Here is a 12480-nt window from a genome sequence, read left to right on the forward strand (position 1 = left end):
AACGATCCGTCGGACTGGACACTGATCCAGGTGGTGACGGCCCCATCGGAGATTCCACCGCCTCCTTCGCCAGCGGCTCCTGCCGATGGGCCAGCCAACATGAGAGAAAGAACGCATGATGCGGTGAGGACGAGCAGTCTCAGTACTGTTCGCATCACTGGCTCTCTCCAATGACTCCAATAACCCCTACCCGCCAGCGCATGTCGGCGCCTAGATCGAGCCCAATCAATGAAACTCGGTCAATCCACTCATCTTCGACGAGCCGGATCAACTCGCCATCTGCGGTAACCGCATACTGTGGCGACCATGAATAGGTCACCTCGAGAAGTGCCGAGTTCGCAAACTCTTGGGAAATCTGGACTCCTGTGACTCTGATCCCCTCGTCGTCTTGGATCCAGCCATTCTCGACATAAGTGTCGAAGTCAGCCAAGAGCCGCTCGTAACAGTCGCAAGATTCCGCGTATGCATACTTGAGCAAGTCGCGCGCATTCTCTGGTGTGGTGGCGAGGTAACTGACGTATTCAAAGATCGCGACGATGGCCTCTGTCGGGTCGTCTACGTCGTTGGCAGGCAGGAGCACTTGAACGGCTTCGGTCGTGGTCGTGGTGGAAGGCTCTGTCGAGGTCGTAGCAACGGCAGCGGCGGTGATCGAGGTGGGTGCCGGCGGCTCAGAGGCTTCGGTGGCGGTCGGCTCCGTCGAAGCGGAGCACGCGCCGACGAGAAGAGAGGCAGCCGTGAGTACGGCCAGAGATCCCCGTGGGCCCACGATCCTTACCTATCGTTAGCAAACGACATACATCGCGATCGTACTCTTGCTTTTCCTTCCATGCCAGCAGGTCGCAAAGCGCGTTTTCGCGTTCAGCCGAGCACTCCGCGGACGGCAGGAGCAACACCTCCGCTTTCTCCGAACCGCGGCATGCAACCGGAACACCTCCGGCCGGCCGGCCTACAATTCGTGGGGAACCACATCCACGGATCATGCGTTCATAGTTGAAGGGGCGCAGACGTGCAGATCCCCCCTAGGAGGTCCTGGTGGTCGACATCCCGCCTTCCGATGCAACCGAACCGGGTAGGCAGCAACCCGCGGGCAGGAACCGCTGGGTGCCCTGGCTGCTGGCCGCGTTGGTGATGGCGGCCGGGTTCGGGCTCGGCACGCTGTACGCGGCCGGCGCCCCGGTCGAGGCACCTCCCGCCGCGGCAACGCTGGACGACCTCCCTCTGGTCGTTTCTGAAACGGCGGAAGTGTCGGCCGACACCGTCGATAGCGATCTCGGACCCACCGAAGTGGCGTTTGTGGCCAACTTCCCCTTGATGGACTTCGACTGGGAGACGGTGAAGATTCCTACCGACGACGGTATTGACCTCCGGTGGCTCGGGCGACTGGGAGACGAGTACGCGGCGGTAGCGCTCAAGTTGCCCGAGCCCGGCGAGACCCAGTACCTCGCGACGTGGAAGTCGGCCGACGGCCGCGCCTGGAGCGAGGTCGGGGCGCTCGCTCTTCCGGCTCAAACCTCCGTAAACCAGGTGGTGGGGTCCAACGGAAGGCTCTATGCAATCGGAGAGGCCTGGGCAGGCGGGACGGCTCCGACGCGCCTTGCTTACACCTCCCTCGACGGCATCGAGTGGACGGAGTTCGCAGTGCCCGACACCGAGGAAGGCACCGGCTACTCCTTTGTCCAGGGGATTGCGGCGAACGACACGGGGATCGTCCTGGCCCTGACCGTTGAAAGCTATCCAGTGGAACCGCCACAGGTGATCGAAATCCAGGGCTTCACCGTCGAGATAGACCACCGAGCGGGCGGCTACAAGTTGACCGACCCGTCCGGGAGGGAAGTGGCCGCCGGGCCGGTTGCGGACATCTGGCATTGGCAGGACCACGGCCAGGGGATCTTCGACCCGGACACCGGCGACCTGCTCACAACGGTGCCCTGGTCGGTCTGGGAACAAGGGTGGAACACCGCCTACGACGGGGGCACACGCGGTTCGCCGCTCCCGATCCCGATCGAACCCGCGGATCCCTACGTCTCCCCGCCGTTCGTCGTCGAATGGGATGGGTTGGTCATCATGCTCGACGAACAAGCAGGGGTCTTCGAGGTCACCGACGCAGAATCCGGCTCCCTCGTTGCCGGCGGCCCGGTCGACTACATATGGCGGGGTCCTGCGCCCGCCTTCCACGACTCAGAGACCGGAGAGTTGATTCTCTCGGTCACCTGGGAGGAATGGGACAAGGCAGAGTCGATCTCGTGGGAGCAGCACGAAGAGGTCGTCTACGGCGAAGGCTGGTATCACACGGATACGGTCGTCCTGTACTCGCCCGATGGCAGTGTCTGGGAAGAGACCACGGTGTCCTCGAGTTCCGCCGGATCATCGGTCGAAGTAATCGCGACTGAGGAAGGTTTCGTGCTCAACGTCACAAGGTTCGATCAACACGGCGAGACCCGATCTTTGTGGACTTCTGACGACGGAATCGACTGGGAGATCACCGAATCCCCCGAAGGAGGCGGTCGGTACCTTCACAGCACGGTCCCGACCGCGGACGGTTATCGGAGCATTGGTGACGGGCCGGGCGGACAGGCCGTCTGGTCGTCGCCGGACGGGTTGACCTGGGAGACGGCCTTCACCGTGGGTCCGCAGGACGACGGCCGGTACGTCTGGTTGTCGGCGATGGACCATGGACCTCTGGGCACGGTTGTGGCAGGCACGAAAGAGGAGATCGACGCTTTCGGACCGCTGACGATCGCCAAGGATGGACTGACCGCCGAGTTCGAGGGCGAGTTCATCGTCCGGATCACCGAAGACTCCACCGGCGATGAGTTGCTCGCGCTCTCCTGGGGCGAGTTCGAGTCGGGCGGCATAGGTGACCGGATCTCGTATGAGGACGGGGAAACCCGATTCTTCGATCGAGACGGCAATCTGGTGATGGCCATCACCGACGACGAAGCCCGTGAAGGGATACGCGTCCGTGATGAGAAGTACCGGTCGTCGAGACAGCAGGTCCTCTTCGTCGAGATCGACGGCGAGTGGTTCGAGGTCGAGGTGGACGCGCCGGGAGTCGACTACGTCAGCGGCCTGGTGGTTGGAGACTCTCGGGTGCTGGTGGCCGGAATGGACTGGGGAGACTCATACCCCTGGGAATCCGAGATGAGAAGCGGGCCGACCACCGTCGCAATCCTGATCGGCACGCCCGCGCAATAGCCGCCGGGAGAGCAGCAAAACAGGCTGATTTCGTGTTGCCGTCTCCGTGCTGGACTTTGCCCTGCTCCGGTTCGCCCTACTCTGGCGAGAGCTGTGAACTCTGATTTCATCGTCGAACTCATCGGCTACGTCGGCTCGGCGTTCGTCGTCGTGTCGCTGACCCGTACCTCGATTCTCAAACTCAGGTTGTTCGGACTGGCGGGAGCGGCGTTCTTCGTTGTCTACAGCGTGATAATCGAGGCCTATCCGATCGCGGTGGTCAACATCGTCATCGTCGGGATTCACCTCTACTTCCTGCGCGGGCTGCTGTCCAGGAAGAGCGAGTTGTTCACCACGCTCGAGGTGAGAGGCGATTCGCGCTACCTCGACTACTTCCTGAGGTTCCACGAGGACGACATTCGCAACTACCGGGAGGACTTCCGGTTCGAGCCGCGCGAGGATCAGATCCGCGTGTTCGTTTTGCGCGATCTCGTCCCGGCCGGGCTGCTGATAGGCAGGCCATGTGCAGATCATGCCTTCGAGGTGGAGCTCGATTACGTGATTCCCCGTTATCGGGACCTCCGGATCGCCGAGTTCCTCTTCTCGCCGAGTTCGGGAGTCTTCACCGATCCCCTCTGCAAACGCGCCTGGAGCCGCCCCGGCACCTCCAGCAACGTCGAGTATCTGGAGAAGATGGGTTTCGAGAGAGCTGCGGACGACGACGGCAGCACCATCTACGTGAAGGACTTGGCACCGGCGGAGCCGTAGCCGTGCCCCGGAGCCCGGGAACCCCTAGCTCAGGAAGTCCAGCGCTACCGCAGTGTGCAAGGCAACTCCGGCCCCCATCGAGTCCTCGTCGAATCGGACCAGGTTGGAGTGGTTGACCGGTGCGACGCCCGGCTCGAGGTCCGTCGGGCACGAACCCAGGAAGACCATCACGCCAGGAACCCGCTGCAAAACGTAGCTCCAATCCTCGGCTCCCATCATCGGGTGCGGTGCTTCCACCACCCGGTCGGTTCCCAGGAGGTCGGCGGCGATCTGCGTCACCTCGGCGGCGACCACGTCGTCGTTCACGGTGATCGGGTATCCACGCTCGATCTCGACGGTGGCGGTCACCCCGTGTGCCGCTGAGACTCCCGCCACGACTTGCTCGATCATCGCGTGCAGTTGGTCGCGCCGCTCGTCAGACACGGAGCGGGTGGTGCCGGCCAGTGTCGCGGTGGCAGGGATCACGTTGTAGGCCGTGCCGGCAGTCATCTGGGCAAAGGTGAGTACGGCCGGGTCGAACACATCGACTCGCCTGGTGAGGGCCACCTCGCACGCAGTGATGATCTCGGCTGCCACCGGGATCGGGTCCACCGCGTTCCACGGTGCGGAGGCGTGACCGCCCTTGCCGTGCACGGTCACCACCACCTTGTCCGCGGCCGCCATGTAGGGGCCCGGCTTCAAGTGGACGGTGCCGGCTGCATGGAGGCTCGTCACGTGAATGGCAAATGCCCGCGTCGGCGAAGGATCGACCTGATCGAGCAGACCTTCATCGAGCATGTAACGCGCCCCGAAATGGCCCTCCTCGCCCGGCTGGAACATGAACAGAACCTTGCCGGACAGCTCTGCCTGCCGGGCGGAGAGCATGCGGGCCGCGCCGACCAGCATCGACGTGTGGAGGTCGTGGCCGCATGCGTGCATCCGGCCGGTGTGCTCCGAGGAGAAATCGAGCCCGGTGTTCTCCGGCATGGCCAGGCCGTCCATGTCACCGCGCAGCACGATGGTCGGGCCCGGTCGGCCGCCGTCCAGGACCGCGGCGATACCGGAGGTTGTCTCGTGAAGGTGGATCTCGAGGGGTAGGCCCTCCAAAGCTGCGAGCACCGCAGCTCTCGTCTTGGGCAGGTGATTGCCGACCTCAGGGATCTGATGGAGCGAGCGGCGGAGCTTCTTGATCTCGGGAAGCATGTGGCGGGATTCTGCGAGCAGCGTGGCGTAGTCCATGGCGGGAATGGTAGGAGCAGCAGAACAGGACTCAACTCCTTCGCCCGTCGGCGGTGCTCGCGGAGATCGGGTTCTCGCAGTCGCGATCGCACGCCGCTGCGAAAAGACGGATCGGGCATCGACCAAATGCCGCGTCGCAGCTGATGCCATGCCCCCGCAGGCCGGCAACACGGTCGGAGTGAACGCGGTCCGGGTCGGCTCGCCCGTCTACCGGAACTTGCCTCCGGCGTCTGCTTTCTCAACCAGGATCCGGGCCGGAGTGAACCGTTCGCCGTGTTCGGCGGCCAGTTTCTCCAGGTCGGCGACGACTCGACCAGCTCCGACCTGATCGATCCAGAAGAACGGGCCGCCGCGGAACGGCGGGAAGCCCAGGCCCATTACTGCCCCGATGTCGCCGTCGAGAGCCGAGCCGAGGATTCCTTCTTCGAGGCAGCGGGCGGCTTCGTTGGCGAGGGCCAGCCACATCCGCCGTTGGATATCTGCGACCGGTATCTCTCTGCGCTCACCGAACCCGAGGGCGGCATAGACGGTTTCGTCTACGTCGCCGCGTTTGCCCTTCTCGTCGTAGAGGTAGAAGCCACGCCCGTTCTTTCGCCCTTTGCGATCCTCGGCAAAGGCCTCGGCCACCGGAGGACCTGCCATCCGTTCTCCGAATGCGTCGAGCATGATGACGGCGATCTTCGCTCCCACATCGATGCCGACTTCATCGGACAACAGAACCGGACCTATCGGGAAGCCCCAGGCCGTCATCGCTCCGTCGATTGCCTCGACGGACGCACCTTCCGACAGCAGATACATTGCCTCATTGGAATAGGGCCCCAGTATCCGGGTGGTGTAGAAGCCGGTGCCGTCTTTGACCACGATCACGGTCTTGCCCTGCTTCTTGCCGAACTCGACGGCCGTCGCCGTCGCCCAGTCGGCCGTCTGGTCGGTGACGATGATCTCCAGCAGCGGCATCTTCTCTACCGGCGAAAAGTAGTGCATCCCCAGGACGTTCTCCGGCCGTGACGACGCCGCGGCGATCCCACTGATCGGCAGCGAGGAAGTGTTCGAAGCGAACACCGTCTCCGGTCCGGTAATAGTCTCGACCTCTCTGAGGATCGACTGCTTCAGTTCGAGCGACTCGAAAACGGCTTCGATGACGAGATCGCTGTCGGCGAAGCCTTGCCAATCGGTGGCTCCGGTGACCCGGAGCATCGCTTTCTCGCCTTCGAAGTCACGCAGACGTTTACGTTGGACATCTCGGTCGACGACCTTCTTCACGTAGGCAATTGCCCGGCCGACGCCGGCGGCATCGATCTCTTTGATGCGAATAGGCGTTTTTGCTTTCAGGGTCGTCACTGCCGCAATTCCACCGCCCATCAAGCCACCGCCCACCATGGCCACCTTGTCGACGGGTCTCGGCTCCACACCCTTCGCGACCCAGGTCTTCTTCTCCAGCTCTCGGGAGGCAAAGAAGATCGAACGCAGCGCCAGCGACTCGGGGGAAACAACCAACTCGCCGAAGAACTTCGCCTCTGCCGCGTACCCGGCCTCCGGTCCTTCTTCGATACCGATCCGAACGGCCTCGAGGGCGCGTTCGGGTGCGGGCATGAGCCCTTTCGTTTGCTTCAGGAGACCTTCCCTGGCCTGCTTGAACAGCACGTTCCGTCCAATCGGGTTCGTCTCTAGGGCCAGTTCCTGAAGACCGTCCATCGAGAAGAGGCTCCTCTTCTTCGCCTTCTTCGGCGCAGCTGCGATCGCCTCGTAGGCGCGCTTGGTGGCGATCTCCATCAGGAGTTCGGGGGGTACCACTTCGTCGACGAGGCCGAGTTTCCCGGCCTTGCGGGGCCGGGCGGGCCGACCGGTCAGGATCAGCTCGAGCGCGCCGGCGATCCCGATGAGAGCCGGAAGGCGCTGAGTGGCTCCGCCGGCCGGTATGACCCCGAGTTGGACCTCCGGCTGGCCGAGCTGGGTCTTGGGATGATCCGTGCAGATCCGCCACGAGGCACACAGGGCGAGTTCCATGCCACCGCCCAGGCACGCCCCGGCGATGGCAGCGATGACGGGCTTTCCGTGCTTGCCGTGTAGCTCTTCGATGCGGGCGAACATCCGGTGGCCGTCCAGAATGGCCTTCTCCGCTTCGGACGCGTCGGTCAACTGGGCGAACCAGCGAATGTCGGCGCCGACCAGGAAGTCCTGCTTAGCCGAACCCCAGACAACGGCCTTGATCGAATCATCGGTTTCGACTCGGTCGAGAATGGCGTTGAGGTCGTCGAAGATGACCGGTCCGAGTGTGTTCATCGCCTCCCCGGACCGGTCCATCAGGACGGTGGCGACGCCTTCGTCGACCGAGAACTGGAAATGGGTGAGATCGTGCATCAGCGCTCCAATACGACGGCGGCGCCGAGACCCCCGGCGGCGCACTGGGTGATGAGGGCGGTGCCCGAATCACGACGGGTCAGTTCGTTGGCCATCGTCAGCAACTGGCGTGCGCCGGTGGCTCCGAACGGATGGCCGAGGCTTATCGATCCTCCATAGAGATTGAGTTTCTCTTCGGGGATCTCGCCCACGGCCTTCGCCCGGCCGAGATGCTTCCTGGCGAAGTCATCTGAGGCAAAGGCCTGCATCACCGAGAGCATCTGGGCCGAGAATGCCTCGTGGATGTCTACGACGTCGATGTCGTCGAGGCTCAGACCGGCCCGGTCCAGGGCGATCGGCGTGGCGAACGCCGGGCCGATGAGCAACTGCCAGTTGGGATCGACCGCCGCGAATCCATAGGACCGCAGGAACGCCTTTGGCACGAAGCCGAGTCGCTCGGCAGTCTTCTCTTCCATCAGCAAGAGGGCGGAGGCGCCGTCGGTGAGCGGGGAAGCGTTGCCGGCGGTGACGGTTCCGTATCGCTTGTCGAACACCGGCTTGAGCGTCGAGAGTTTCTCTATCGTCGAGTCGGCCCTGGGAATGTTGTCTCGTTCGACCACCGTCCTGTATTGCGGCGGAACCGGGAAGAGCATGACTTCGTCGTCGAAGATGCCCTTCTCCCAGGCTTCGACGGCCTTGCGGTGGGAGTTGAAGGCGTAGGCGTCTTGTGCTTCCCGGTCGATGCCGTTCATCTTGGCCATCTTCTCGGCGCTGTCGCCCATGCTTCCGCCGGTCGATCGGTCGGCGATGGCGGGCGGATGGGGAGCGAGGTCCTTCGGGCGAAGTCCGGCCAGCGCCTTGACCCTGGACATCGGGTCCTTGGCGGATTGTGCCTTCATCATGACTTCGACGAACTCGTCGCTGAACATGACCGGTGGCCGGGATAGCGAGTCGGCGCCGCCGGTGATGACGATTTCTGCCTCGCCCAGCAAGATCGCCTGGGCGCCGTCGACGAAGGATTGCGTGCTGGTCGCACAGGCTCGACTCACAGAGAAGGCGTCGGTCTCGTCGGGGATGGTCGTGGAGAGGACGATCTCCCGCGCGATGTTTGGTGCCGAGACATCCTGAACGACGTTGCCGTAGACGACTCTGTCGATCCGTCCTCCCTCGAGGCCGGACCGGATCAGCAGCTCGGTGACGACGGACTGGGCCAGACCCAGGGTGGAAACGTCTTTGAAGACCGTCCCCGACTTGGCGAACGGTGTGCGGAGGCCGTCGACGATGGCGACCCGGCGCCCGTCGACGACTCCCGGCCTCTTCTTGGCCATCAGTGCTCCTCGATTCGTCTTGTTACTAACCAGTATCGCGCCTCTGAAGTTTTCTCAGCAATGCTGGCGCTCCCCACGCGCAACAGCATTGCTGAGAAAACTCCGATTCGGACGCGATCGGACCTTTCCGGTTCGATAGGTTCGAAGAGGCGGAAGAGACGGGAGGGTTTCTTATGTCTTTGCTTCCCAAGCGGCGATCGTCGCTTCGAGTCATGCTGGTTCTCATCGTTGTCGGGGCAATGGTCCTGGCAGTGTTGCCCGCCAACGCTGCCCCAAAGCTGGACCGCACCAGGTCCTACGCGATTGAGGTGCTCTCGAGCCCTGCGAATCTGGTCAGTGGTGGCGATGCGCGACTGATGATCGAGGTACCGCAGGGCAATCTCGATCGGGCGCACATATACGTCAATGGTGAGGACGTCACCGGCGACTTCTCCGTGGTGCCGGGGACTTCGAAACTCGAGGGGGTCGTGTACGACCTCGATGAAGGAGACAACGTCGTCGAGGTGAGGCCGAATGACCGAGCTCGTGGCGCCGCGTCGTCTTTGACCTTGACCAACTACCCGATCTCCGGTCCGATGTTCTCGGGCCCCCAGCAAGAACCTTTCCTGTGCTCCGACAACGGCGACAGGGCCAACGCCGAACTTGGCCCGGCGATCGATGATGACTGCGCCACAGAGACCGTCGTGTCCTTCAAGTACCAAAACACGTCAGGAGCCTGGAATGACTACGACCCGGCGTCGCCGCCGGCAGACATGGCCACGACGACCACCATGGACGGCGACGAGGTCGACTACATAGTGCGCTGGGAGCGGGGAACCATCAACCGTTTCATTTACTCGATCGCAGTGCTGTCGCCCGATACACAGGACGCCGACCCCGACCTGTCGGCCTGGAACGGCAAGTTGATCTACTACTTCCAGGGTGGAGTTGCCATCGGCCACTACCAGGGCGACCCCAGTCGCAGCCGGATGCTCTACGACTACGGCCTCGGAAAGGGCTATGCGGTTGTCTATTCGACCGGTACCAAGACCGGGACTCACTACAACCTGCAACTAGGTGGCGAGACGGCCATCATGGTCAAGGATCGGTTCGTTTCTGCTTACGGGAACCCCGTGTACACGGTTGGAGTCGGCGGCTCGGGTGGTGGGATCCAGCAGTACGTCTATGCCCAGAACCATCCGGGATTGATCGATGCAGCTATACCCCAGTACTCATATCCCGATATGGTGACTCAGACCATCCACATCGGCGACTGCGAGCTGCTGGAACGGTGGATGGACTTCGAGTTGTTTTCCGGCGACGTGACGTGGGCCGACTGGGAGCATCGGACCTGGCTCGAGGGGCTGAACGCCTCCAATACCGTTGCGAACGGGTTTGGAGCGGTGATGCCGCCGGGATACCCGGCAGGATCGTCCGAGTGCATCGAGGGCTGGCGAGGTTTGTCCCCACTCGCCCTCAACCCGCATTTCGGAACGGCCCCGGGCATTTCACCCGCCGAACAGGCCTCCACAGAGTGGTCCCATTACGCCGACCTGATCAACATCTACGGCTACGCCGCGGACGGATTCGCGGCCAGCACCTGGGACAACGTTGGAGTGCAGTACGGTCTGCAGGCCCTGGTCGACGGCAACATCACACCAGAGCAGTTCCTCGACCTGAATGCCAATGCCGGGTCGTGGAAGAACGAGCCCGAGATGGTGCAAGAAGGTTGTCCGTTCCTTTCCTTCCTCTGTTCTTTGGTCGATCCCACTGTCTCGCCTCCGTTCCCAGGGGTATGGCCTGAACAGATCGACGTGTGGTCGGCGCGCAATATGGCCCTGTCACCAGACGGTGGCGCGACGCCGGCTCCCCGCAAAGAAGCCGATCCGGGGGCAATTGCATCGGCATTCTCGAGCGGAATGGTCAACGTTGGAGCGATCGAGATCCCGATCATCGACTGGCGTAACTATCTGGAGCGGGAGCTGAACATGCACAACTCGCACCAGTCGTTTGCCTCACGGCAGCGCCTGCTCAACCATGACGGCGATGCCTCGAATCAGGTGATCTGGTTCACCGACGGCAACGATGCCGGCGACGAGTTTGACCAGACACCGATGGCTTTTGAAGTCATCGACGAGTGGATGACGAATATCGCCGCCGATCCGAAGCGACGAGTGGCCGAGAACAAGCCGGCCGACGCAGTCGACTCCTGCTTCGACATCACCGGAGATCTGATTTACGCGGGTGACGATGCCTGGTCGGGAATCCTCGATGATGGGGATCCGGGAGCCTGCACATCGGCGTTCCACCTCTACTCGACGTCGCGCATTGTGGCGGGCGGCCCGATCACGGGCGACGTGTTCAAGTGCGAACTCCAGTCGGTGGAATCGGCGATTGCCGACGGCGTATACGGATCGTGGGCACCGGATGCAGCGCAGATCGCCATGCTGGAATCGATCTTCCCAACCGGGGTGTGCAACTACTAGGAACTTTCTCAGCAATGCTGGCGTTCCCCACGCGCAACAGCATTGCTGAGAAAACTACGCGAGGGGGCCGGTCGGCGATCGTGACCGGCCCCCTCCGCGTATGATCAACGCATGAATCTCGGATTTGGACTACTCAGCGCTCAACTTCGGCCCGGCGACTCCGACTGGGCGGCCGCCTACGACGAGACGGTCCGCTTGGCCGTCGAGGCCGAAAGGCTGGGCTACTCCTCGGTGTGGACCACCGAACACCACTTCGTCGACGACGGCTACATGCCTTCCCTGATGGTCGTTAGCGCGGCCGTGGCGGCTGCGACCGAGTCGATCGAAATCGGCACCGGTGTCATCCTCGCTCCCCTGCACGATCCGATTCGCCTGGCGGAGGACGCTGCCACGGTTCAGCTCTTGAGCAAAGGACGTTTTGTTCTCGGCCTCGGCCTCGGATGGAATCCGATCGAGTTCGAGGCCTTCGGAGCCGACCCGGGCAAGCGGGGGAGAGCCATGGAGGAGATCCTCGAGATCCTCCCCAACGCCTGGACCGGCGAGCCGTTCAAGCACACGGGGTCCGTCTACGACCTGCCCGAACTCGGAGTGCGGCCGACGCCGCATGTTCCCATCCCGATCGTCATCGGAGGCAGCGCAGAACCGGCCGTCAGGCGTGCCGCTCGAATGACCCAGGGAGTTTTCGCCAATGCGCCGGTCGATCGGTTCGCCGAACAGGTCGAGTGGACCCTCGACGAGCTCGAGAAAGCCGGGCGAGACCCTATCGATTTCCGTTTCATCCACTACTCGATCCTCTACCCGGCCGATTCGGAGGCGCAGGGATGGGAGGAGATCGGCGAGCAAGTCTGGAATATGGCCTGGAAGTACGGCGATATGGAGGAATCGGCTACGCGCTCCGGGCCGGTTCGATATGCACCCGGGTTGACCGAAGCCGATGAGCAGAAAATGCGGTGGCGCTCGGCATTCGTCGGCCCGTCCGAGCAGATCGTCGATGACCTGCGTGCGATCCGGGACCGCGTCGGCGTACCTGTGGAGTTCGTCGCCCGTTCCTGTTTCCACACGCTCGATTACAACCGCCAGGTCGAGGTCCTGCAGCGGCTGGCCGAGGAGGTCGGCCCTCACCTCTGAGCCCACCGGCGGGACTCGATTCGCCCGTCGTGTTCCTATTCCGGGGAGTGACCGGTCGT

The 12480-nt window shown here is 63.0% G+C and carries 8 protein-coding genes; 4 read left to right on the top strand and 4 right to left on the bottom strand.

Annotated features, from left to right (window positions below):
• Positions 1 to 154 precede the first annotated feature (154 nt).
• A complete protein-coding gene (locus VLT15_01500) occupies positions 155 to 766 on the bottom strand; it encodes a hypothetical protein (GenBank protein ID HSR43889.1) in 612 nt (203 codons plus the stop codon).
• Positions 767 to 1032: 266 nt separating this feature from the next.
• On the opposite strand from VLT15_01500, the gene VLT15_01505 reads away from it, so the two are divergent.
• Together VLT15_01505 and VLT15_01510 are read left to right on the top strand one after the other, a co-directional pair.
• Complete coding sequence (locus VLT15_01505; protein HSR43890.1) at positions 1033 to 3195, top strand: hypothetical protein; 2163 nt, start codon at positions 1033 to 1035, stop codon at positions 3193 to 3195.
• Between the two features lie 93 nt (positions 3196 to 3288).
• A complete protein-coding gene (locus VLT15_01510) occupies positions 3289 to 3942 on the top strand; it encodes a hypothetical protein (GenBank protein ID HSR43891.1) in 654 nt (217 codons plus the stop codon).
• Between the two features lie 24 nt (positions 3943 to 3966).
• Here the strand turns inward: VLT15_01510 and VLT15_01515 are convergent, their stop codons facing one another.
• The 3 genes from VLT15_01515 to fadI all read right to left on the bottom strand — a co-directional run bounded on the left by VLT15_01515 (position 3967) and on the right by fadI (position 8828).
• Positions 3967 to 5160, bottom strand: coding sequence for a M20 family metallopeptidase (locus VLT15_01515; GenBank protein ID HSR43892.1), 1194 nt, complete (start codon positions 5158 to 5160; stop codon positions 3967 to 3969).
• 207 nt (positions 5161 to 5367) lie between these two features.
• Positions 5368 to 7521 (bottom strand): fatty acid oxidation complex subunit alpha FadJ, encoded by a 2154-nt coding sequence (gene fadJ / locus VLT15_01520; protein HSR43893.1) that lies wholly within the window; start codon positions 7519 to 7521, stop codon positions 5368 to 5370.
• Positions 7521 to 8828 carry an acetyl-CoA C-acyltransferase FadI gene (gene fadI / locus VLT15_01525; GenBank protein HSR43894.1) on the bottom strand — a complete coding sequence of 436 codons (1308 nt, stop codon included), beginning with the start codon at positions 8826 to 8828 and terminating at the stop codon, positions 7521 to 7523. Before fadI ends, fadJ begins: the two co-directional genes overlap by 1 nt.
• A gap of 173 nt (positions 8829 to 9001) precedes the next feature.
• Between fadI and VLT15_01530 the strand changes: the two genes are divergently transcribed.
• Both VLT15_01530 and VLT15_01535 read left to right on the top strand, forming a co-directional pair.
• The gene (locus VLT15_01530; protein HSR43895.1) at positions 9002 to 11293 is read left to right on the top strand and encodes a DUF6351 family protein; all 2292 of its coding nucleotides are present in this window, start codon (positions 9002 to 9004) and stop codon (positions 11291 to 11293) included.
• 111 nt (positions 11294 to 11404) lie between these two features.
• Complete coding sequence (locus VLT15_01535; GenBank protein HSR43896.1) at positions 11405 to 12421, top strand: LLM class flavin-dependent oxidoreductase; 1017 nt, start codon at positions 11405 to 11407, stop codon at positions 12419 to 12421.
• Positions 12422 to 12480 lie beyond the last annotated feature (59 nt).

This window comes from Acidimicrobiia bacterium (assembly GCA_035471805.1).
Classification (GTDB): domain Bacteria; phylum Actinomycetota; class Acidimicrobiia; order Spongiisociales; family JAHEDJ01; genus JAHEDJ01.